The organism is Billgrantia lactosivorans (genome assembly GCF_003254665.1).
GTDB classification, from domain to species: Bacteria; Pseudomonadota; Gammaproteobacteria; order Pseudomonadales; family Halomonadaceae; genus Halomonas; species Halomonas lactosivorans.
Window position 1 is genome coordinate 246,572 of record NZ_QHGY01000005.1, and the last position, 20,902, is coordinate 267,473.

The 20,902-nt window shown below is 67.7% G+C and carries 21 protein-coding genes and 1 other RNA gene; 4 read left to right on the top strand and 18 right to left on the bottom strand.

What is annotated here, in order from left to right:
- Positions 1-13: 13 nt before the first annotated feature.
- The 10 genes from ftsW to rsmI form a co-directional block, all read right to left on the bottom strand.
- Positions 14-1,267 (bottom strand): putative lipid II flippase FtsW, encoded by a 1,254-nt coding sequence (gene ftsW, locus DIS04_RS13260; protein WP_111414248.1) that lies wholly within the window; start codon positions 1,265-1,267, stop codon positions 14-16.
- The gene (gene murD / locus DIS04_RS13265) at positions 1,257-2,639 is read right to left on the bottom strand and encodes a UDP-N-acetylmuramoyl-L-alanine--D-glutamate ligase (protein ID WP_111414249.1); all 1,383 of its coding nucleotides are present in this window, start codon (positions 2,637-2,639) and stop codon (positions 1,257-1,259) included. The genes ftsW and murD overlap by 11 nt, the downstream gene beginning before the upstream one ends.
- A gap of 38 nt (positions 2,640-2,677) precedes the next feature.
- Complete coding sequence (gene mraY / locus DIS04_RS13270; RefSeq protein ID WP_111414250.1) at positions 2,678-3,760, bottom strand: phospho-N-acetylmuramoyl-pentapeptide-transferase; 1,083 nt, start codon at positions 3,758-3,760, stop codon at positions 2,678-2,680.
- Between the two features lie 9 nt (positions 3,761-3,769).
- Positions 3,770-5,137 (bottom strand): UDP-N-acetylmuramoyl-tripeptide--D-alanyl-D-alanine ligase, encoded by a 1,368-nt coding sequence (locus tag DIS04_RS13275; protein WP_111414251.1) that lies wholly within the window; start codon positions 5,135-5,137, stop codon positions 3,770-3,772.
- Positions 5,134-6,642, bottom strand: coding sequence for a UDP-N-acetylmuramoyl-L-alanyl-D-glutamate--2,6-diaminopimelate ligase (locus tag DIS04_RS13280; RefSeq protein ID WP_111414252.1), 1,509 nt, complete (start codon positions 6,640-6,642; stop codon positions 5,134-5,136). Before DIS04_RS13280 ends, DIS04_RS13275 begins: the two co-directional genes overlap by 4 nt.
- A 26-nt stretch (positions 6,643-6,668) precedes the next feature.
- The gene (locus tag DIS04_RS13285; protein WP_111414253.1) at positions 6,669-8,378 is read right to left on the bottom strand and encodes a peptidoglycan D,D-transpeptidase FtsI family protein; all 1,710 of its coding nucleotides are present in this window, start codon (positions 8,376-8,378) and stop codon (positions 6,669-6,671) included.
- On the bottom strand, positions 8,375-8,704 hold the full coding sequence (gene ftsL / locus DIS04_RS13290) for a cell division protein FtsL (protein ID WP_111414254.1): 330 nt from the start codon (positions 8,702-8,704) through the stop codon (positions 8,375-8,377). Before ftsL ends, DIS04_RS13285 begins: the two co-directional genes overlap by 4 nt.
- Before the next feature lie 8 nt (positions 8,705-8,712).
- Positions 8,713-9,669 (bottom strand): 16S rRNA (cytosine(1402)-N(4))-methyltransferase RsmH, encoded by a 957-nt coding sequence (gene rsmH, locus DIS04_RS13295; protein WP_111414255.1) that lies wholly within the window; start codon positions 9,667-9,669, stop codon positions 8,713-8,715.
- A gap of 65 nt (positions 9,670-9,734) precedes the next feature.
- Positions 9,735-10,102: RNase P RNA component class A (gene rnpB, locus DIS04_RS13300), an RNA gene on the bottom strand.
- Between the two features lie 32 nt (positions 10,103-10,134).
- Positions 10,135-11,013 (bottom strand): 16S rRNA (cytidine(1402)-2'-O)-methyltransferase, encoded by an 879-nt coding sequence (gene rsmI / locus DIS04_RS13305; protein ID WP_111414256.1) that lies wholly within the window; start codon positions 11,011-11,013, stop codon positions 10,135-10,137.
- Positions 11,014-11,116: 103 nt separating this feature from the next.
- Here rsmI and DIS04_RS13310 point away from each other — a divergent pair, with 103 nt between their 5' ends.
- From DIS04_RS13310 to DIS04_RS13325, 4 genes are read left to right on the top strand one after another with little or no spacing between them, the layout of a single operon-like run.
- A complete protein-coding gene (locus DIS04_RS13310; protein ID WP_111414257.1) occupies positions 11,117-12,871 on the top strand; it encodes a penicillin-binding protein activator in 1,755 nt (584 codons plus the stop codon).
- Positions 12,855-13,223 carry a YraN family protein gene (locus DIS04_RS13315; RefSeq protein ID WP_111414258.1) on the top strand — a complete coding sequence of 123 codons (369 nt, stop codon included), beginning with the start codon at positions 12,855-12,857 and terminating at the stop codon, positions 13,221-13,223. The genes DIS04_RS13310 and DIS04_RS13315 overlap by 17 nt, the downstream gene beginning before the upstream one ends.
- Positions 13,224-13,261: 38 nt before the next feature.
- Positions 13,262-13,855 carry a phosphoheptose isomerase gene (locus tag DIS04_RS13320; RefSeq protein ID WP_111414259.1) on the top strand — a complete coding sequence of 198 codons (594 nt, stop codon included), beginning with the start codon at positions 13,262-13,264 and terminating at the stop codon, positions 13,853-13,855.
- Positions 13,856-13,860: 5 nt separating this feature from the next.
- Positions 13,861-14,439 carry a BON domain-containing protein gene (locus DIS04_RS13325; protein WP_111414260.1) on the top strand — a complete coding sequence of 193 codons (579 nt, stop codon included), beginning with the start codon at positions 13,861-13,863 and terminating at the stop codon, positions 14,437-14,439.
- Between the two features lie 88 nt (positions 14,440-14,527).
- Here the strand turns inward: DIS04_RS13325 and DIS04_RS13330 are convergent, their stop codons facing one another.
- The 8 genes from DIS04_RS13330 to zapE form a co-directional block, all read right to left on the bottom strand.
- On the bottom strand, positions 14,528-15,004 hold the full coding sequence (locus DIS04_RS13330) for a ClpXP protease specificity-enhancing factor (RefSeq protein ID WP_111414261.1): 477 nt from the start codon (positions 15,002-15,004) through the stop codon (positions 14,528-14,530).
- A 53-nt stretch (positions 15,005-15,057) separates the two neighbouring features.
- Positions 15,058-15,684, bottom strand: a complete 627-nt coding sequence (gene sspA, locus DIS04_RS13335; RefSeq protein ID WP_111414262.1) for a stringent starvation protein SspA — start codon at positions 15,682-15,684, stop codon at positions 15,058-15,060.
- Positions 15,685-15,835: 151 nt separating this feature from the next.
- Positions 15,836-16,603, bottom strand: a complete 768-nt coding sequence (locus DIS04_RS13340) for a cytochrome c1 (protein ID WP_111414263.1) — start codon at positions 16,601-16,603, stop codon at positions 15,836-15,838.
- Complete coding sequence (locus tag DIS04_RS13345) at positions 16,603-17,862, bottom strand: cytochrome b (RefSeq protein ID WP_111414264.1); 1,260 nt, start codon at positions 17,860-17,862, stop codon at positions 16,603-16,605. Before DIS04_RS13345 ends, DIS04_RS13340 begins: the two co-directional genes overlap by 1 nt.
- On the bottom strand, positions 17,862-18,461 hold the full coding sequence (gene petA / locus DIS04_RS13350; protein ID WP_111414265.1) for a ubiquinol-cytochrome c reductase iron-sulfur subunit: 600 nt from the start codon (positions 18,459-18,461) through the stop codon (positions 17,862-17,864). The genes DIS04_RS13345 and petA overlap by 1 nt, the downstream gene beginning before the upstream one ends.
- Positions 18,462-18,671: 210 nt before the next feature.
- Positions 18,672-19,064: a 30S ribosomal protein S9 gene (gene rpsI / locus DIS04_RS13355; RefSeq protein ID WP_179951275.1), complete on the bottom strand. Its 393-nt coding sequence runs from the start codon at positions 19,062-19,064 to the stop codon at positions 18,672-18,674.
- A gap of 10 nt (positions 19,065-19,074) precedes the next feature.
- Positions 19,075-19,503 (bottom strand): 50S ribosomal protein L13, encoded by a 429-nt coding sequence (gene rplM, locus DIS04_RS13360; RefSeq protein WP_111414267.1) that lies wholly within the window; start codon positions 19,501-19,503, stop codon positions 19,075-19,077.
- Positions 19,504-19,677: 174 nt separating this feature from the next.
- Positions 19,678-20,862, bottom strand: a complete 1,185-nt coding sequence (gene zapE, locus DIS04_RS13365; protein WP_111414324.1) for a cell division protein ZapE — start codon at positions 20,860-20,862, stop codon at positions 19,678-19,680.
- Between the last annotated feature and the right edge of the window lie 40 nt (positions 20,863-20,902).

The window sequence follows — 20,902 nt, forward strand, 5'->3', positions numbered from 1 at the left end:
GTTGCCACCTGCTTCACTTCGTGACTCCCTGTCCGTGGACCCTGGGTTGGCGCCGCCCGCCCGCCTCGCGTGCGGCGGTCGGGCTGGCACGACGCTGCGCCCGGCGCGTGTCGATGTCCGCGCGCAGCAGCAACGCCACCATCATGCCGCTTACCAGCAGACTGGAACCGCCGTAGCTGAGTAGCGGCAGGGTCAGCCCCTTGGTCGGCAGCATGCCCGTGCTCACCGCCATGTTGATAAAGGCCTGGGCGCCAATCACCATGGCGATGCCGTAGCTGACATAAGCGGCAAAGGGCAGCCCCGCCAGCTCGGCGCGCCGCCCCACCGCCAGTGCCCGCCAGATCAGCAGGGCAAACAGCCCCACCACGCCGATGGCGCCGAACAGGCCCAGCTCCTCGGCGAGCACGGCGAAGACGAAGTCGGTGTGGGCCTCCGGCAGGTAGAACAGTTTCTGGACGCTGTTGCCCAGCCCCATGCCCAGCCAGTGGCCGCGCCCGAAGGCGATCAGGGCCTGGGTCAGCTGGTAGCCGCTGGCGAACTGGTCGGCCCAGGGATCGGAGAAGCTGGTCAGGCGCGCCAGCCGGTAGGGTTCGGCGATGGCCAGGTAGAAACCCAGCAGCCCCACCCCTCCCAGGATGAGCACGAAGCGCCCCCACGGCGCTCCCGCCAGCAGCAGCATGCCCATCACGCAGCTGGTCATCACCACCGTCGCCCCGTAGTCCGGCTCGAGGATCAGCAGCACGGCGACGACGCCCATCACCAGCAGTGGACGCAGGAAGGCGCCCCAGTAGCGGCGCACCTCGGGCAGGAAGCGTTCCAGGTAGCCGGCGAGATAGACGATCAGGCAGAGCTTGGCCACTTCCGATATCTGCAGGTTGAAGGGCAGCAGCGGGAGCGACAGCCAGCGCCGGCTGCCGTTGACCTCGCGGCCGATCAGCAGCACCAGCACCAGCAGCACGATGCTGACCAGCAGCAACAGCGGCCCGTTGGCTCGCCACCAGGCCAGCGGCGAGCGCAGCGTGGCGGCGGCCGCCGCCAGCGCCATGGCCACGAACAGCGCATGGCGCTGGCTGAAGTACCAGGGGTTGTCGGTCAGGCTGGCCGCCACCTCGGTGGAAGCCGAGGTGACCATGACCCAGCCGACCAGTACCAGCGCCAGTGCGGCGAACAGCAGCCAGCCGTCGAACGGCTGATCCCGGGTCGAAAGGCGTTGGCGCAGCCGCCGCAGCCGCGCGAATCTCGTCGCCTGCCTGGCCTTAGCCGTCATGCCTCGCCTCCTCGACAAGGGCGTGAACGCGCTGGCGGAACGCTTCGCCGCGAGCCACGTAGCTGGGGAACTGGTCGAGGCTGGCGCAGGCCGGCGAGAGCAGCACGCAGTCGCCCGGCTTGGCGACCTCTCGCGCCCGCCGCATGGCGGTCTCGAGATCACCCACCCGGGTCACGACCACGCTTCCGCTCAGGGCCGCCTCGAGCCGGTCGGCATCGGCGCCGAACAGGATCGCCTCGCGCCCGTAGCGAGCCATGGGCGCGGCCAGCGGGGTGAAGTCCGCGCCCTTGCCCAGCCCGCCCGCCAGCAGCACCAGCCGCCCTTGCAGGGTCGGCCCCAGCCCGGCCAGGGCCGCCAGCGTGGCGCCGACGTTGGTCCCCTTGGAGTCGTTGACCCAGCGCACGCCGCCAAGCTCGGCGACCGTCTCGCTGCGATGCGGCAGGCCCGTGAAGGCACGCAGCACCCGGCACATGCTCTCGAGCGGGAAACCGAGTTGGCTGCCCATGGCCAGGGCCGCCAACGCATTGGCCTGGTTGTGCCGTCCCGCGAGCCCCAGCTCGTCGGTCGCGATCAGCGCCTCGCCGCCGTGCATCAGCCAGTCGCGACCATGGTGGCTGGCGATGCCCCATTCATCGCCCTCGGGGGGGCGGGTCGTGAAGCGGTCCAGGGCGGGAAGCCCGATCTCCGGCCAGGTCATGCGGTCCTCGGCGTTGACCACGGCATGCCTGGCGCCGCGAAACACGCCCAGCTTGGCGGCTCGGTATCCCGCCATGCTGCCATGTCGGTCCAGATGATCCTCGGAAAGGTTGAGGAAGGCGGCGGTTTCGGCCCCCAGGCAGGGCGTGAGCTCGAGCTGGAAGCTGGAGAGCTCGAGCACGTAGAGCTCGGCCTCGGGCGCCTCGGCCAGCAGGTCCAGGGCCGGCGTGCCCAGGTTGCCGCCTACCGCCGGTCGCCGGCCGGCCGCACGGGCCATCTCGCCGAGCAGGGTGGTCACGGTGGACTTGGCGTTGGAACCGGTGATGGCGGCGATGGGGGCGCGAGCGGCACGCACGAACAGGGCAATCTCGCCCACCACCAGCGGCTCCCCCGAGGCGCGGCGACGTCCCAGCCTCTCGCCCAGGCCCGGCGTCTGCGGATCGACCCCGGGGCTCACCACGATCTCCTCGGCGGCGTTCATGTCGAGCGCGGTCAGCGGGCCGCAGTGCAGGGTGACGTCGGGGTGGGCGGCGCGAAACTCGTCGAGCCCCGGCGGCGCCTCACGGGTATCGGCGACCATGAACGGGGTGCCCTTCCGGGCCAGGTGACGGCAGATCGCCCGCCCTGATACGCCCAGCCCGATCACCAGCGTTTCCCCCTTCGCCACCTTGGGCATTGCGGCCTCCTCACTCGGTGGGATCGGTGTCCCCGGGCTCAGCGAATCTTCAGCGTGGCCAGGCCGACCAGCACCAGTACCACGGTGATGATCCAGAATCGCACGATGACGCGCGGTTCCGGCCAGCCCTTGAGTTCGTAATGGTGATGCAGCGGCGCCATGCGGAAGATACGGCGGCCGGTCAGCTTGTAGGAACCGACCTGCAGGATCACCGAGACGGTCTCCAGCACGAAGATGCCGCCCATGATGAAGAGCACGATCTCCTGGCGCACGATGACGGCGACCACACCCAGCGCCGCTCCCAGCGCCAGCGCGCCGACATCGCCCATGAAGACCTGCGCCGGATAGGTATTGAACCAGAGGAAACCGAGGCCGGCGCCGGCGATGGTGGCGCAGAACACCGCCAGCTCACCGGCGCCGGCGATGTTGGGTATCTGCAGGTAGTTGGCGAACACCGCGTTGCCGCTGGCATAGGCGAAGATCGCCAGCCCCATGGCGACCATGACGGTGGGCATGATGGCCAGGCCGTCGAGGCCGTCGGTGAGGTTGACGGCGTTGGAGCTGCCGACGATCACCAGGTAGGTGAGCACCACATAGAACACTCCCAGTGGCAGCACGATGTCCTTGAACATGGGCACGATCAGGCTGGTTTCCACCGGGCTGGTGGCCGTCAGGTAGAGCATCAGTGCCGTGCCCAGGCCGATCACCGACTGCCAGAAGTACTTCCAGCGCGCCGGCAGGCCCCGTGGATTCTTCTCGACCACCTTGCGGTAGTCGTCGACCCAGCCGATCGCACCGAACCCCAGCGTGACCAGCAGCACGATCCACACGAAGCGGTTGCTCAGGTCGGCCCACAGCAGCGTGCCGGCGGCGATCGACATGAGGATCATGGCGCCGCCCATGGTCGGCGTACCGGCCTTGGACAGGTGCGACTGCGGACCGTCGTCGCGCACCGCCTGGCCGATCTGCCGCTCGACCAGGCGGCGGATCATCCACGGACCCAGCCATAGGCACAGCAGCAGGGCCGTCATGGTACCCAGGATCATGCGCAGGGTCAGGTAATTGAAGACGTTGAAGGCGCTCTGGAACTGCGCCAGGAATTCAGCCAGAAAAAGCAGCATGCGTTGCGTTCACCTTGATGCGTCAGCTCGTAGCGCCGCCACCACCCGCTCCATGCCGGCGCTGCGCGACCCCTTGATCAGCACGCTTGCACCGCTGGGCAGATGGCTCAGGACATGGCGCGTCAGCGCCGCGTGATCGTTGAAATGATACCCGCCGTCGCCGAAGGCCTGGCTCGCGGCCAGTGCCGGATCCCCGCAGGTCATCAGCACGTCGATCCCCAATTCCCGTGCGTAGTGGCCGACTTCCGCGTGCAGTCGGTCCGAGTCTTCCCCCAGTTCTCCCATGGCACCCAGCAGGCACCATCTGGGGCCGGGCAGCTCCGTCAGCAGCGCAAGCGCCGCCTTGACCGCTCCCGGATTGGCATTGTAGCTGTCGTCCAGCAGACGGCATCCGCGGATGCCCGGCAGCGGGCTCAACCGCCCGGGCATCGGTGCCGCCGCCGCCAGCCCGGCCAGCAGCCGGTCGTCGTCCAGCCCCAGGGCCAGCGCCGCCGCCGCCGCCGCCAGCGCATTGGCGACGCTGTGACGTCCCAGCAGGGCGAGCTGCACCCGCCCGACCCGACGCGCGTCCACGACAAGCGTGAAAGCATAGCGCCCCTGGGCGTCGCAGGCCAGCTCGGTGGCCCGCACGCGACTCTCCTCGGCAAAGCCGAAGTCCAGCACCTCCCGCGGGGCGGCCAGCCGGGCCCAGAGCGGGAAATAGGCATCGTCGCGGTTGAGCACTGCCACCCCGCCGTCGCCGAGGCCGGCGAGAATCTCGGCCTTGGCCTGGGCGATCTGCCCCATGCCGCCGAACTCGCCGACGTGGGCGCCGGTGACGTTGGTGATGATGGCCACCTGAGGCTCGGCCAGGGTCGTGGTCCAGGCGATCTCGCCGAGGTGGTTGGCCCCCAGCTCGACCACCGCCTGACGGTGCGCGTCGGTCAGGCCCAGCAGGGTGAGCGGCGCGCCGATGTCGTTGTTGAGGTTGCCCAGCGTCGCCAGGGTCTTGCCGCGCTGGCCGAGCAGCCGGGCCAGCAGCTCCTTGACGCTGGTCTTGCCGCTGTTGCCGGTCACCGCCACCAGCGGGCCGCCCCAGGCGCGCCGCCGGGCGCGGCCCAGCAGCCCCAGTGCGAGGCGCGTATCGGGCACCACCAGCTGCGGCAGGGGGTCGTCGACGCGCCGTTCGACCAGCGCGGCGACGGCACCCGCCTCGCGCGCCTGGGCGATGAAGTCGTGGGCGTCGAAGCGCTCGCCGCTGAGGGCCACGAACAGGCTGCCTGGCGCCAGGCGACGCGTATCGCTGGCTATCTCGCCCAGAGGCACGTCCCGCTCGAGTTCAGCCACGCCCAGCGCCTCGGCGACGGCCGCCAGGGTCTGCAGACCGGATCCGCTCATGACACCTCCTTGCGGCGCGCCAGGGCGGCCTCGGCCTCGGCGACGTCGCTGAAGGCATGGCGCACGCCCGCGATCTCCTGGTACGGCTCGTGCCCCTTGCCGGCGATCAGCACCACGTCGTCGTTCCCGGCCTGGGCCAGGGCAAGGGCGATGGCCTCGCGGCGCCCCGCGATGCTCTGGGTGCGCGGTCGGGCCGTGGTGGATACCCCGGCCACTATCTGCTCGCGTATGCACGCCGGGTCCTCGCTGCGGGGATTGTCGTCGGTGACCACCAGGCGGTCGGCATGACGCTCGGCCGCTGCCCCCATCAGCGGGCGCTTGCCGCTGTCGCGGTCACCACCGCAGCCGAACAGGCACCACAGCCGGCCGTCGCCGGGCAGGTGCTCGCGCAGCGCCACCAGCGCATTCTCGAGCGCCTCGGGGGTATGCGCATAATCGACGATCACGATCGGTCGGCCGTCTTGTCCTACCCGCTGCATGCGTCCCGGTACCGGGGTCAGCCGGGGAGCCGCGTCGAACAGCGCCTCGAGCGACTCCCCCAGGCCATGCAGGGTGGCGATGGCCAGCAGGACATTGTCGAGGTTGAAGCGGCCCATCAGCGGCAGCTCGAGCGAGCGCTCGCCGTCGGGCGTGGCCACCAGCGCCAGCTGGCCGCTGCGACTGGGCCGCCAGTCGATCACGCGCAGCGTCGCCGCCGGGTCGTCGCCAACCGCCAGCACGCGCACACCCTCCGGCAACCCTGCCAGCATCAGGCGCGCCAGCGGGTCGTCGGCGTTGACCACCGCCAGCGCCAGCTCGGAGCGGCGGAACAGGCGCGCCTTGGCGGCGGCGTAGGCCGCCATGCTGCCGTGATAGTCCAGGTGGTCGCGGCTCAGGTTGGTGAACACCGCCGCGGTGACATGACAGCCGTCGAGACGGCCCTGCTCCAGCGCGTGAGAGGAGACCTCCATGGCCACCCGGCCGATGCCGCTCGCGGCCATTTCGCCGAGGGCCGCCTGCAGCGTCAACGGGCCGGGTGTCGTCAGCCCCGAATCCTCGAGCTGCCCGGGACGCCCCATGCCCAGCGTGCCGACCAGCCCCGCCCTGCGGCCCAGTGCCTCGCTCAGCGCTGCCACGTAGTGGGTCACGGAGCTCTTGCCGTTGGTCCCGGTCACGCCGATCAGCTCCAGGCTATCGGGCACCTCGAAGAGCAGGCGCCCCAGCTCGCCCAGGCGCTGGCGCAGGAACGGCAGGCCGAGGACCGGCCGGCCCTCGGCCGAGTCAGGCAGCGTCTCGTCCGGCTCGAGGTGGTAGAGCACCTGTACGACACCCGAGCGGAGTGCCTCGGCCAGGTAGTCCCGGCCGTCACCGCTCACGCCGGGCACGGCGACGAAGACGTCGCCCGGGGCGAGCCGGCGACTGTCGAGCACCAGGCGAACCGGAGCGTCGCCAGGGAAGCCCGGCAGCGCAAGGCCTGGCCAGCAGCGGCGAAGCGCCGCCTCGAATCGGGAAACACTTACCTGCATCGACACACCTCTGGAAACGGCAGGAGTCATCTTGCACGCTGGTCCGGCGGCACATCGAGCAGCCGCAGGGCGCTGCCCGTGACACGCGAGAACACCGGCGCCGCCACGGCACCGCCGTAGTACTCGCCCGCTCGGGGATGATCGATCATGACGATGGTGACGATTCGCGGGTCGGAGACGGGGGCGATGCCGGCGAACAGGCTGCGATAGGCGTTCTCCTCATAGCCGCGCACCGACGTCTTGCGTACTGTACCGGTCTTGCCGGCCACCCGGTAGCCCGACACCGCGGCCCGCCGGCCACCGGTGGTCGGCTGCACGGACTCCTCCATGATGCGCAGCAGCTCGTGCGCCACCTCGGGATCGATGGTCGGCGTGCCTTGCGCTGGCTCGTTCAGCTTGAGCAGCGACGGCGCCATGCGCACGCCACCATTGGCCAGCGCAGTGTAGGCGCTCGCCAGCTGCAGCGCGGAGGCCGACAGGCCGTAGCCGTAAGACAGCGCGGCCCACTGGCTGCGTGACCAGCGCACTGGCGCCGGCAGGTAGCCCACGGCCTCGCCGGGAAAGCCGGTCTCGGCGCTCTGGCCGAAGCCGAGCCGTCGGTAGAGTTCGGGGACCAGCGGATCGTCGAGCTCCAGCACCAGCTTGGACATGCCGATGTTCGACGACTTCTCGAGAATCCCGGCCAGGTCGAGCTTGCCGTAGTTGCGGATGTCGCGGATGGTGAAACGGTCGATGCGCATCCAGCCCGGCGAGGTGTCGACTTCCACGTCGCTGTCGAAGCGACCGCTCTCCATGATCGCCGCCATGGCCAGCGGCTTCATCACCGAGCCCGGCTCGAAGACATCGACCACCGCCTGGTTGCGCAGGCCGCGCGGGTCGATGCCGGCACGGTTGTTGGGGTTGTAGGAGGGTTGGTTGGCCATGGCCAGCACCTCGCCGGTGCGGGCGTCCATCATCACCACGACGCCGCCGTCGGCCTCATTCTCCGCCACCGCCGCCTTCAGCTCACGGTAGGCCATGTACTGCAGGCGCTGGTCGATGGCGAGCGTCAGCTCGCCGCCCGGCTGCGCCTCACGCAGGATCTCCAGGTCGCGCACCAGGCGCCCGCGCCGGTCCTTGATCACCCGGCGCTGCCCCGGAGTGCCGGCCAGGTAGGTCTGGTAGGCCAGCTCGATCCCCTCCTGCCCCATGTCGTCGACGTTGGTCACGCCCAGCAGTTGGGCGATCACCTCACCGGCCGGGTAGTAGCGCTTGTATTCGTGCTGGGCGTAGACCCCCGGCACGCGCAGGTCCAGCACCCGTTGGGCGGCCACCGGCGTCAGCTGGCGGCGCAGGTACATGAATTCGCGCTCGGCGAAGCGCTCCAGCCGGGCATCGAGATCGTCCAGCGCCACGCCCAGCGCCTGAGCCAGCATCAAACGCTGGATGCGATCGTCGGGCACCTCCCTGGGATTCGCCCACAGCGTCACCACCGGCGTGGAGACGGCCAGCGGTTCGCCGTTGCGGTCGGTGATCATGCCGCGGTGCGCCGTCAGCGATTCGGTGCGCAGGGTACGCGCATCGCCCTGCCCCTGGAGGAAGGGTCGGTCGAAGATGTGCAGCGTCACGATGCGCCCGGACAGCAGCAGCAGGCCGATGATCACGGCGGTCAGCACCACGCCGTAGCGCAGTCCGCCCATCGGGGCCATGGGCGGCCGGCGGCGGGGCGTCACGCCGCTGCGTACGTCGGTACTCATGGGCGGATGACCTCGACTTCGCCGACGTCGGGTAGCCGCATCTCCAGGCGTTCGACGGCCAGGCGCTCGATGCGCGCCGGGGACGACCAGGCGCTCTCCTCGAGCAGCAGCTGGCCCCACTCCGTCTGCAACTGGTCGCGTTCGCGCTCGAGCTGCTGCAGTTCCACGTACTGCATGCGCGTCTGGTGGCTGGCATTGATCACCGCCAGGGCGTTGACCAGACAAGCCAGCAGCAGCCCCATCACCAGCAGCAGGCGCCAGTTCGGCAGCCAGGCCGGACGCCGGGCAGCTCGCATCAGGTGGGTGGTCAACCGTCCTTGCGCCATGGCGTTGCTCACCTCAGCTTGCGCGCCGCGCGCATCACCGCGCTGCGCGCGCGCGGATTGGCTTCGATTTCTGCCGGCGTGGGTCGCTGCGCCTTGCCCAGCATCTCCAGGCGCTTGGCGAGCTGCTCCTCACGCACCGGCACGCCGCGTGGCAGATCGGTATCACCGCGCACATGCTCGCGGATGAAGCGCTTGACCCGGCGATCCTCCAGCGAGTGGAAGCTGATCACCACCAGGTGGCCACCCGGCGCCAGTGCCTCGAGCGCCGCCGCCAGCGCCGCATCCAGCTGTTCCAGCTCGCCGTTGACGTGGATCCGCAGGGCCTGGAAGGCCCGCGTGGCGGGGTGCTTGCCCTTCTCCCAGGCGGGATGAGCCGCCTTGAGCACTTCGGCCAGGTCGCCGGTGCGCAGGAAGGGCCGCTCCGCGCGGCGGGTCACGACGGCGCGCGCCAGGCGCTTGGCGAAGCGCTCCTCGCCGTAGGCCTTGAACACCTGGGCGATGTCGGCCTCGCGGGCGCGGGCGAGCCAGTCGGCGGCGCTCTCGCCCCGGGTCGGGTCCATGCGCATATCGAGCGGGCCGTCGCGCAGGAAGCTGAACCCGCGCTCGGGGTCGTCCAGTTGCGGCGATGACACGCCGATGTCCAGCAGCACGCCGGCCAGTCGTCCATGCAGGCCGTGGCGCCGGGCGATCTCGCCCAGGTTGGCGAACTCGCCCTGCTCGATGGAGAAGCGTGAGTCGTCGATCGATTGCGCCTCGGCGATGGCGTGCGGGTCGCGGTCGATGGCGAGCAGGCGTCCGGCGGGGCTCAGCCGCGCCAGGATGGCACGCGAATGGCCACCGCGACCGAAAGTGCCGTCCAGGTAGCTGCCGCCGGCCTCGTGCACGAGCGACTCCACGGCACCGTCCAGCAGCACGCTGGCATGACGAAAGCCAGGTCGGCTCGGTTCAGCTGCGGATGGCGGCATGCACGTTCCTGGTCTCTTGAACTGGCTCAAAGCACCGGTCACGACCGGTAGCGGAGGGTTCGATTCGGGGGAGTCGGCCGATAAGCCGGGTTCTGTCGTGGACAGCCATTCATCTAGGAGCCGCGTCACCGCGGCCCTCCAGCAACCTACCCGAACCCGACGCGGGCCACGCCATTGGGTTCCTATTTGGTCTTGCTCCGGGTGGGGTTTACCGTGCCACGCACTGTTACCAGGCGCGCGGTGCGCTCTTACCGCACCCTTTCACCCTTGCCGGCCTCCCGCGGGAGACGTAGGCGGTCTGCTCTCTGCTGCACTTTCCGTCGGCTCGCGCCGCCCAGGCGTTACCTGGCACCCTGCCCTATGGAGCCCGGACTTTCCTCCCCCGGCGCCGATCGTGAAGATCGTTGCCGGCGGCGACTGTCTGGCCGACTCCGAGCGCAAGAATACCAGCGCGCCCGACCCCTCTCAATGTCTTTCCACGCCCTCTCCATGCGCCTCCTTGAGCGACTGGGCGCGAGCATACCAGGCTTTCTTCGTCCCACCCAGCAGGCGCGCCGCCACCGCCGAGGCCTGCTTCACTCCCACGCCCTCGGCGAGCAGCGCGGCGAGAACGGCATCGGCCTCCAGGCTGGCGGCGTCCGTGGGCTCGCGCTCCTCGGCACCGGCCGCCATGATAACGAACTCGCCGCGGGCCTGGTCGGGATCGGCCTCCATGCGCCCCAGCAGCGCCGCGGCGCTGCCGTCGAGAAAGGTCTCGAACGACTTGGTCAGTTCCCTGGCCAGCACCAGGTGGCGTTCGCCGAGTACCGCCGCGATGTCCGCCAGGGTGTCGCGGATGCGGTGCGGCGATTCATAGAACACCAGCGTCTCCTGCCGGCCGGCGAGCTGCTCGAGCCGCTGCCGCCGCGCCCCCGTCCTGGCCGGCAGAAAGCCCTGGAACAGGAAGCGATCGGTCGGCAGGCCGGCCGCGCTGAGCGCGGCCACCAGCGCACAGGGCCCCGGCACCGGCACGATGCGGCGACCTCGCTCACGCAGCGCGCGTACCAGGACGAAACCCGGGTCACTGATCAGCGGTGTGCCGGCGTCGCTGACCAGGGCGATGCTGTCGCCACGCGCCAGCCGCTCGTCGAGCCGCTCGACCCTGGCCGGCTCGTTGTGCTCGTGCAGGGAGAGCATGGGCACCTTGAGACCGAGGTGGCGCAGCAGTCGGGCGGTATGCCGGGTGTCCTCGGCGGCAATCAGCGCCACCTCGCCCAGCAGCCTGGCCGCCCTGGGGCTCAGGTCCTCCAGATTCCCAATCGGCGTGGCGACCACGTACAATGTGCCCAGATCCGTGTCAGACATGGCGGTTCCTCAGGGTGACTGTCGGGCTTGGCCGAATATGGTTGATCGCCGGGCCTGGAGATAGGCCCTAAGCCTCTCTGTGCCTGCAGACAAGGAAGAATACATGCTGAAATTGCCCCGCGGCCTGCTGGCCATCGTACTCCTCGCCCTCCTGGTGGCCGGCTGCGCCCCTTCCGGCGTCGTCGAGCGCGTGCCCGACGACGACCCCGGCTATCTCCTCGAACAGGCCGAGCAGCAGGACCCCGAGCAGGCCGCGCTCAGCCGTCTCGAGGCGGCCGACATCCTAGCACGCCGCGGCCAGCGCACCCAGGCGCTGGACGTGGCCAGCGAGATCGACGATGCCCGGCTGCCCGCCGATTACCGCTTGCACTGGGCCATGCTGCTGTCGGAGCTCGGCGAAGCCCTCGAGGAGCCCTGGGCCGTGGTCCAGGCCGGCCAGTTGCTCGACGAGATCGACATGCCGCGCGACGCCGACCTGATCCTGCGTGAGCGCATGGGTAAAGCCCTGCTGGCGATCGACGAGTACCGCGCCGCGGCCGCGATGTTGATGCAGGTGCAGGCACGCAGCGACCGGGAAGCGCTCAACGACCCCATCTGGGCGGCACTCTCGCGCCTCGAGGGCAGCGGGCTGAGCAGCCTGGGCGAGGGCGCCGACGAGCTCACCCAAGGGTGGCTGGAACTCGCCGGCCTGGTGCGCGAGAGCGACGGCGACATCGATCGTCTGTTCTCCCGCCTGGAGTCCTGGCGCGAGCGCAACCCGCAGCACCCGGCGGCCCGCAGCGTGCCCGGCGAGCTTCTGGCACTACGCGAGTTGCGCGGCAAGGAAGTCCGCCACATCGCCATTTTCCTGCCTACCGACGGTCCGCTGTCCGGCGTTGCCGAGTCGATCGGCACCGGCATCCGCACCCACCATCTGCACAGCGTCGAGCGCAACGGCGGCGTGCAGCTCTCGTTCCTCGACGCCAGCCAGGGCGACCTCGACGCCCTCTACGCCGAAGCCCGCAACCGCGGCGCCCAGGTGGTGATCGGCCCCCTCGACAAGGAGCAGGTCAGTGAGCTCGAAGCCCGCGACAGCGTCCCCCTGCCGACACTGGCGCTGAACTACGGCGCGGGCTCGGAGAATCGCGCCGAGGGGCTGTTCCAGTTCGGCCTCTCGGCCGAGGACGAGGCCCGCCAGGTCGCCAGGCGCGCCCGCGAGGACGGCCATCGCCGCAGCGCCCTGATGGTGCCTGACAACGAATGGGGCGCACGGGTCGGCCGCGCCTTCGAGGCGGAGTGGCGCGAACGCGACGGCACCATCACCAACGCCGTCGCCTACGATCCGCGCGGCTCTGCCACCGAGAGCACCCGCCGGCTGCTCTCCGGTGGCCGGCCGGACATGCTGTTCCTGCTGGCCCTGCCCAGCTATGCCCGCCAGGTGCCGCCGACCCTCGACTACTTCGATGCCGCTGACCTGCCGATCTACGCCACCTCGCACCTCTACGAAGGGCGCCCGCAGCCGCTGCTCGATCACGACCTCGACGAAGTTCACTTCATCGACATTCCCTGGCAGATCCCGGACGCCGCGGTGGGCGGCGTGGAGGCACTGCCCTACCTGGCCAGCTTCGAGGAACTGCACGAGGATGCCGACCCTTCCACCTTCCGCCTGATGGCCATGGGCGTCGACGCCTACGAACTGGCGCGCCGCCTGCCGCAGTTCCAGCTGCTGCCGGAGAGCGAGATGTTCGGCGCTACCGGCCTGCTGGTGCCTGGCCGCGATGGACGCATCGAGCGGCGACTGCCCTGGGCGCGCTTCGAGCGCGGGGTACCGCAGCCCATCCTCTCCCTGGATATCCTCGACGATGGCCAGCTCCGCTGACGCCCGCGCCCGCGGCGCCCGCATCGAACGGCTGGCTGCCGAATGGCTCGCGGCGCGCGGCCTCACGCTCATCGCCAGCAATCAGCAGTTCAAGGGGGGCGAACTCGACCTGGTGATGAGCGACGGCGAGACGCTGGTGTTCGTCGAGGTTCGCCATCGCGCCGACGTGCGCCACGGCCATCCCCTTGAGACCGTGACGGCCGCCAAGCAGCACCGCCTGATCCATGCGGCGCGTTTTTATCTGGCGCGTAACCGGCTATCATGTCCCTGCCGTTTCGACGTGCTGGCCGTGACCGGCTCCCCGCCCACGCTCGACTTCGAATGGGTACAGGGCGCCTTCGAAGCGTTCTGACCGGCCTTATCGTTGGTATCGCGACAGGATTCGACAGAATGGATTTTCAGCAACGCATACTCGGCCACTTCAACGCCAGCATCGACACCAAGACCTACGCCAGCGAAGTACTGCCTCCCTTCATCGAGGTCGCCAGCCAGATGATGGTTCAATGCCTGGTCAATGAAGGCAAGATCCTGGCCTGCGGCAACGGGGGCAGCGCCGGCGACAGCCAGCACTTCTCCTCCGAGCTGCTCAACCGCTTCGAGCGCGAGCGCCCCAGCCTGCCGGCGCTGGCGCTGACCACCGACACCTCGACCCTGACCTCGATCGCCAACGACTACAGCTACAGCGAGGTCTTCTCCAAGCAGATCAGGGCCCTCGGCCAGCCCGGCGACATCCTGCTGGCGATTTCGACCAGCGGCAACTCGGGCAACGTGATCCAGGCGATCCAGGCCGCCCACGACCGCGACATGGCCGTGATCGCCCTGACCGGCCGCGACGGCGGTGACATGGCGTCCCTGCTCGGCCAGGACGACTGTGAGATACGCGTCCCGGCGACTTCCACGGCCCGCATCCAGGAGGTTCACCTGCTGGTGATCCACTGCCTGTGCGACCTCATCGACGAACAACTCTTCGGCAGCAGCGAGTAACCCCCATGACCTCACCCAGACTGTTCGCTTCTCTCCTGGCCGCCCTGCTACTGGCCCTCGGCGGCTGTACCACGGTGACCGGCGTCACCAACCCCGGCACCATCGACGAGAATTACGGCAGGCGCACGCTAGGCGCCCAGGTCGAAGACGAGAGCATCGAGACCAAGATCGCGCACAACCTGCGTCGCAGCGATGCCCGCCTCGGCGATGCCCGCATCAACGTCGACAGCTACAACGGCATCGTGCTCCTTACCGGCCAGGTGCCCAGCGAGGAACTCAAGGAGAAGGCCAACGAGGTGGCGATGGACGTGCGCAACGTGCGCGACGTGCACAATGAACTCTCGGTCGCGGCCAACCTGCCGGCCAGCCAGCGCCTCTCGGACACCTGGACCAACACCCGCATCCGCACGGCCCTGGCCGCCGACGAGAGCATCGACACCGGCGGGCTGCGCTTCATCACCGAGAACGCCACCGTCTACATCATGGGCATGGTGACGCGGGCCGAAGCCGATCGCATCGTCGACGCCGTGGCCGACCTCGGCGGCGTCCAACGCATCGTCAAGGTCTTCGACTACCTCGACTGAGCGCACCGCCCCCGAGACAAACGCAGAACGGCAGGCCGAGGCCTGCCGTTCTGCGTTGTGGCCGGCGACTCGCCAGCCCCGCCCGCGGCTACTTGATCACCCGCAGCGAAGGCCGTTTTTTGGACGCAGCGCCCTTGTCGCTGGCCGACGCCTGGTCGTGCTCGGGCCTCGCGCCACCGTCGTCACCGCTGTCCACGCTGGTCAGCTCGGGCTTGTCCGCGGTGGCATCCTCCTCCGGTTGCGGTGCCGGCATGGTCGGCTCATGCCCGAACACCATGCCCACGCCGTTCTCCTTGGCATAGATGGCCACCAGGGCCGGCATGGGCACGACGACCTGCATGGGCTGCCCACCAAAGCGGGCATTGAAGCTCACGGCGTCATTCTCGATGTGCAGGTCGCGCACCGCGGTGGGACCGACGTTCAGCACGATCTGGCCGTTCTGCACGAACTGCCGCGGGACGCTGACGCCTGGCTGTTCGGCATCGACCACGATGTAGGGTGTCTGGTCATTGTCCAGAAGCCACTCGTAGAGGCCTCGGGCCAGATAGGGGCGGCTCGACAACATGGCGTTCTGCCCTCCAGTCTGTCTGTCGGCATCGGGAAGGCCCGATGCCGGGTTCAGGTGCGCATTTCGCGCTCGTTCTCGCTCAGCGACGACACGAAGGAGTCACGCTCGAACAGGCGCTCCATGTAGGCGACAAGCGGCTTGACCTGCTTCTCCGGGAGCTCGATGCCCAGCACCGGGAGCCGCCAGAGTATCGGCGCGATGCAGCAGTCGACCAGGGAAAATTCCTCGCTCATGAAGAACGGCACGTCCTCGAAGATCGGCGAGATGCCGATCAGGCTCTCGCGCAGCTCCTTGCGCGCCTTTTCCACCTCCTTCTTGCCGCCGCTCTCGATCTGCTCGACCAACGGACACCACTCACGCTCGATGCGATGCATCCACAGACGGCTCTGCGCGCGGGCGACCGGATACACCGGCAGCAGCGGCGGATGCGGAAAGCGCTCGTCCAGATACTCCATCATCACCTTGGATTCGTAGAGCGCCAGGTCACGATCGACCAGGGTCGGCACGCTGTTGTAGGGGTTCAGGTCGGCAAGCTCTTCGGGACGCTGGTCGCCGTTGACCTCGACGATATCGACCGCCACGCCCTTCTCGGCGAGCACGATGCGTACGCGATGACTGAAGTGATCATCGCTTCCCGAGTAGAAGATCATCGACGACCGCTTGGCCACTACACCCATGTAACAATCCTCACATCAATTCGAACCAGCATGATAGCACGCACCCCAAATGACGGGGTGGCCCGTGCTCTCGAACTTGGAACCATACGCAGGAGGCGCATGGCACGATGGCCATGCGCCTCCTGCGGCACGACGTACCGATTCGGGCGAATCAGTGGATGTCGCGCCAGTACTCGCGCTTCAGCAGATACGCCAACACGCCGAAAATGAAGATGAAGATCAGCACCTTCGGCCCCAGCGTCTGGGCGTGCAGCTTGCTCGGCTCGCCCACGTAGGCCAGGAAGTTCGTCAGGTCGTAGACGGCCTCTTCGAACTCATCCGGCTCCATGGCACCGGGCTGCGTCACCTGCAGCACCTCGCAGGACTGGTACTTGCCGGTCAGCGGATCGAGCTCGGCGCCATCCACCGGACGATCCGTCTCGGCACAGACCTTCTCCTGCACGCCCTGCAGCGGCTCCAGCACGTTGGGCATGGCCACCAGGTCGAACACTTCGTTGTTGACCCCGTTGGGGCGCTCAGGATCGCGATAGAAGGTCAGCAGGTACGAGTAGATCCAGTCGGTGCCACGCAGACGCGCCTCGAGGGTGAGGTCGGGGGGCGGCGCCCCGAACCAGCTCTCGCCATCCTCGGTACTCATGGCATTGTGCATCTGGTCGTTGAAGGCCAGGCTCGACGAGAAGATCAGGTTATCCTCGATGAGCTCCTGGGGAACGTCGAGGTCCTCGGCGGCACGGGCGAAACGCTGATGCTCGAGGGAGTGACACCCCATGCAGTAGTTGACGAAGAGCTGCATCCCCCGCTGCAGGGACGGCTTGTCCTGCAGGTCCGGGGTCATCGAGTAGGGCACGCTCTCGCCTCCGGCCGCCAGCGCGGTGAAGGGCACCAGCACGAAGAGCAGTGCGAACAGTTGCTTTTTCATTAGCCAGTCACCCTCTCCGGAATGGGTTTGGTCTTCTCCATCCTGGTGTAGAAAGGCATCAGCAGGAAGAAGGCGAAGTAGATCGCGGTGCAGATCTGTGCCACCACGGTACGGCCGTCGGTTGCCGGAAGCACGCCCAGTACGCCGAGGATCACGAAGCTGATGGCGAACAGCGCCAGCATCACCTTGGAGATCCAACCCTTGTAGCGCATCGAGTTCACCGGGCTGCGATCGAGCCAGGGCAGCACGAAGAGCACGGCGATGGCTGCCCCCATGAAGACCACGCCGAGGAACTTGGCGTCCAGCCCGAAGAGCGAGAAGTTGATCGCCCGCAGGATGGCGTAGAAGGGGGTGAAGTACCATACCGGTGCGATGTGGTCAGGCGTCTTGAGCGGGTTGGCCGGCTCGAAGTTCGGCTTCTCGATGAAGTAGCCACCGCCCTCGGGGAAGTAGAACACCACCACGCAGAACACGAACAGGAATACCGCCACGCCGAAGACGTCTTTCACGGTGTAGTAGGGGTGGAACGGGATGCCGTCCAACGGCTTGCCGGTCTCGTCCTTCTTGGCCTTGATGTCGATGCCGTCGGGATTGTTGGAGCCGACCTCGTGCAGGGCGATCAGGTGCAGCACCACCAGCGCCAGGATCACGATGGGCAGCGCCACCACATGCAGGGCGAAGAAGCGATTGAGGGTGATGCCGGAGATCAGGTAGTCACCGCGCACCCACTGGGCCAGGTCCGGGCCGATGCCGGGAATCGCCGAGAACAGGGAGATGATCACCTGGGCGCCCCAGTAGGACATCTGGCCCCAGGGCAGCAGGTAGCCCATGAAGGCCTCGGCCATCAGCGCCAGGTAGATCGCCATGCCGAAGATCCACACCAGCTCGCGGGGCGCCTTGTAGGAGCCGTACAGCAGACCGCGGAACATGTGCAGGTAGACCACGACGAAGAAGGCCGATGCGCCGGTGGAGTGCATGTAGCGGATCAGCCAGCCCCACTCGACGTCGCGCATGATGTACTCGACGGAGGCGAAGGCACCCTCCGCAGAGGGGTTGAAGCTCATGGTCAGCCAGACGCCGGTAAGGATCTGGTTGACCAGCACCAGCAGGGCGAGAGAGCCGAAGAAGTACCAGACGTTGAAGTTCTTGGGCGCGTAGTACTTGGAGAGATGGTCCTGCCACATCTGGGTGGCGGGGAAGCGGTCGTCCACCCAGCGCATGAACCCGCTCTCTGCCTTGGCACGGTTCGGATTACCCATCAGGCGGCCTCCTCATCTTCGCCGACGACGATCACGTCGTCACCATCAAAGCGGTACGGCGGCACCTCGAGGTTGGTCGGGGCCGGCACGTTGCGGAACACGCGGCCCGCCAGGTCGAAACGCGAGCCGTGGCAGGGACAGAAGAAACCACCCGGCCAGTCGTCGGTGCCTACTCCCTCGGCGTCCGGCTCGGGGCGGAACAGCGGCGAGCAACCCAGGTGGGTGCAGATGCCGATCAGCACCCCGTACTCGGGCTTGATCGAGCGCAGCGGACCGGTGACGTAGCTGGGCTGCTGCGGTTCGTCGGATTCGGGGTCGGCCAGACGGGAGGTATCGAAACTCTCGGTACGCTCGATCATCTCGGAAGTGCGCCGGATGACCCAGACCGGCCTGCCACGCCACTCGACGGTCATGCGCTGCCCCGGCTCGAGCTTCGAGACATCCGCAGTCACTGGCGCCCCTGCCGCCCTTGCCCTGGCACTCGGCTGCCAGGAAGCCACAAAGGGAACTGCCACCCCCACGGCCCCCACCGCCCCAACGACGGTAGTTGCCCCAAGAAGGAGACGGCGCCGCCCTTTGTTCACGCCGTTGTCTGCCATTTTCTGGTTTCTCCCATCAGCTTACCCGTTGATCCCGCACGGATGAGTTCCGCGACCACGGATACCAAATCCGCCATATCTTAAGGAATCGCACCGCTTCGTACAAGGCGAAACAGTCCTGACCAAGGTGGAAATCATCGCGCAATTGTCTGAAATCAAAATAAAAAAACCCGGGCAAACGCCCGGGTTTTTTGTTCCGACTGGCGGCGATCAACGCTTGGAGAACTGGGGACGGCGACGCGCCTTGCGCAGGCCGACCTTCTTGCGCTCCACCTGGCGCGCATCGCGAGTGACGTAGCCAGCGGCGCGCAGCGCCGGACGAAAATCCTCGTTGTACTCCATCAGGGCACGGGTGATGCCGTGACGAATGGCGCCCGCCTGAGCGGAACCGCCGCCGCCCTTGACGGTGACGAAGACGTCGAACTGGCCGGTCGTCTCGGTCAGCTCGAGCGGCTGACGGACCACCATGCGACCGGTAACGCGACCGAAATACTGGTCCAGCTCACGGCTGTTGACGATGATCTTGCCGGTGCCCGGCTTGAGGAAAACACGGGCTGTCGATGTCTTGCGGCGCCCGGTACCGTAATACTGCTGTGCCATGATGATGATCCCCTCAGATGTTCAGTTCTTGCGGCTGCTGGGCGGCGTGCGGATGTTCGGCGCCGGCATAGACCTTGAGCTTGGAGTACATGGCGCGCCCCAGCGGCCCCTTCGGCAGCATGCCCTTGACGGCAGACTCGATCACGCGCTCGGGTGCATGCGCGATCATCTTCTCGAAATTCATGGAGCGAAGACCGCCCGGGTAGCCGGTGTGCCGATAGTAGGTCTTGGCCTTGGCCTTGTTGCCGGTGACCCGCACCTTCTCGGCATTGATCACGACGATATAGTCGCCGGTGTCGACGTGAGGGGTGAACTCGGGCTTGTGCTTGCCACGCAGGCGACGTGCGATCTCGGTGGCCAGACGGCCGAGCGTCTTGTCCGCCGCGTCGACGACGTACCAGTCGCGCTGCACGCTCTGCGGCTTGGCAGTGAACGTTTTCATGGAGAAATCACCACAGGATGTATCAAGTGCATTGGACCCCGCGCGCCCGTGGCGCAGTCGGAATCATCCCTATTTTTCTTGGTTGTCGCGCCCATCGAGCCTGGCGACAACGGTCGAGAAGCGCGTATTCTACCCGAATAGCGCGCCCGGGTTAAAGCCCTATCTGTGGCTTCGTCACGGCTTGTGCGGCAGGCCGAGGTACTCGTGCGACTGCATCTCCTGCAGGCGCGACAGGGTGCGCTGGAATTCGAATTCGAGGCGGCCGTTCGCATAGAGCGATTCCGCCGGCACCTCGGCCGACATCAGCAGCTTGACGCCGCGGTCGTAGAACTCGTCGACCATATTGATGAAGCGTCGCGCCTGATCGTCCGTCGCCGCGCCCATGCGGGTCACGTTGGACACCAGCACGGTGTGGAATTCACGCGCCAGCTCGATGTAGTCGTTCTGGCTGCGCGGCCCGTCGCACAGCTCGCGGAACTCGAACCACACCACGTCGTCGTGCAGGCGGCGCGCCTTCAGCACGCGATGATTGATCTCGATCGGCACCTCGGCCTCGCCCTCGTGCCTGGCGATCTCGCGAAAGCTTCGCGACAGTTCCCGCTCCGCCGCCGCATCGAGCGGCGCGTGGAAGATCTCGGCACGCTCCAGCGCGCGCAGACGATAGTCGACGCCCGAGTCGACATTGACCACGCGGCAGTGCCGCTTTAGCAGCTCGATGGCGGGCAGGAAGCGAGCGCGCTGCAGGCCATCCTTGTACAGCTCGTCGGGCACGATGTTCGAGGTGGCCACCAGCACCACGCCGCGCTCGAACAGCGCTTCGAGCAAGTTGGCGAGGATCATGGCATCGGTGATGTCCTTGACGAAGAATTCGTCGAAGCAGATCACCCGCGCCTCGGCGGCAAACTTGCCGGCGATCAACCTCAGCGGGTTCTTTTCGCCCTTGTAGTGCTCCAGCTCGTTGTGTACCCGCTGCATGAAGCGGTGGAAGTGGGTACGCATCTTGTCGGGAAATGGCAGCGACTCATGGAAGGTATCGACGAGATAGGTCTTGCCCCGCCCCACCCCACCCCAGAAGTAGAGCCCATGAATCGACGGCAGCGCCGGCTCATCCGTGCCCCTGTCGCGCTTGGCGAACAGGTTCGCCATCCGGGACTTGAGGCCGCGTCCGGTGGTCACGGCGCGCGGCTCGGTCCGCGGCGAGGCAACCAGCTGGTCATACAGGCGCTGCAGGTGTTCCACGGCTCGCTCCTGGGCCGGGTCGTAGTGAAAATCATCGCGCTCGAGGTCGGCCCGGTAGCGTGCCAGCGGCGTGCCGCCAGCAGCCGAGCGGGAACCCGCAGACGTCACGGTCGCGCACATGGAGGATTCCTTGCTGATCATGGCTCACATCGTTGCAGGC

Coding starts and splice junctions, on each gene's coding strand:
- DIS04_RS13320 (WP_111414259.1), top strand. CDS start 13,262: ATGGATTTTCAGCAACGCATACTCGGCCACTTCAACGCCAGCATCGAC.
- DIS04_RS13330 (WP_111414261.1), bottom strand. CDS start 15,004: ATGTTGTCGAGCCGCCCCTATCTGGCCCGAGGCCTCTACGAGTGGCTT.
- petA (WP_111414265.1), bottom strand. CDS start 18,461: ATGGCAGACAACGGCGTGAACAAAGGGCGGCGCCGTCTCCTTCTTGGG.
- ftsW (WP_111414248.1), bottom strand. CDS start 1,267: ATGACGGCTAAGGCCAGGCAGGCGACGAGATTCGCGCGGCTGCGGCGG.
- DIS04_RS13285 (WP_111414253.1), bottom strand. CDS start 8,378: ATGAGTACCGACGTACGCAGCGGCGTGACGCCCCGCCGCCGGCCGCCC.
- rplM (WP_111414267.1), bottom strand. CDS start 19,503: ATGAAAACGTTCACTGCCAAGCCGCAGAGCGTGCAGCGCGACTGGTAC.
- DIS04_RS13275 (WP_111414251.1), bottom strand. CDS start 5,137: ATGAGCGGATCCGGTCTGCAGACCCTGGCGGCCGTCGCCGAGGCGCTG.
- sspA (WP_111414262.1), bottom strand. CDS start 15,684: ATGGGTGTAGTGGCCAAGCGGTCGTCGATGATCTTCTACTCGGGAAGC.
- ftsL (WP_111414254.1), bottom strand. CDS start 8,704: ATGGCGCAAGGACGGTTGACCACCCACCTGATGCGAGCTGCCCGGCGT.
- murD (WP_111414249.1), bottom strand. CDS start 2,639: ATGCCCAAGGTGGCGAAGGGGGAAACGCTGGTGATCGGGCTGGGCGTA.
- rsmH (WP_111414255.1), bottom strand. CDS start 9,669: ATGCCGCCATCCGCAGCTGAACCGAGCCGACCTGGCTTTCGTCATGCC.
- rsmI (WP_111414256.1), bottom strand. CDS start 11,013: ATGTCTGACACGGATCTGGGCACATTGTACGTGGTCGCCACGCCGATT.
- DIS04_RS13345 (WP_111414264.1), bottom strand. CDS start 17,862: ATGGGTAATCCGAACCGTGCCAAGGCAGAGAGCGGGTTCATGCGCTGG.
- DIS04_RS13310 (WP_111414257.1), top strand. CDS start 11,117: ATGCTGAAATTGCCCCGCGGCCTGCTGGCCATCGTACTCCTCGCCCTC.
- zapE (WP_111414324.1), bottom strand. CDS start 20,862: ATGTGCGCGACCGTGACGTCTGCGGGTTCCCGCTCGGCTGCTGGCGGC.
- DIS04_RS13325 (WP_111414260.1), top strand. CDS start 13,861: ATGACCTCACCCAGACTGTTCGCTTCTCTCCTGGCCGCCCTGCTACTG.
- DIS04_RS13340 (WP_111414263.1), bottom strand. CDS start 16,603: ATGAAAAAGCAACTGTTCGCACTGCTCTTCGTGCTGGTGCCCTTCACC.
- DIS04_RS13280 (WP_111414252.1), bottom strand. CDS start 6,642: ATGCAGGTAAGTGTTTCCCGATTCGAGGCGGCGCTTCGCCGCTGCTGG.
- mraY (WP_111414250.1), bottom strand. CDS start 3,760: ATGCTGCTTTTTCTGGCTGAATTCCTGGCGCAGTTCCAGAGCGCCTTC.
- DIS04_RS13315 (WP_111414258.1), top strand. CDS start 12,855: ATGGCCAGCTCCGCTGACGCCCGCGCCCGCGGCGCCCGCATCGAACGG.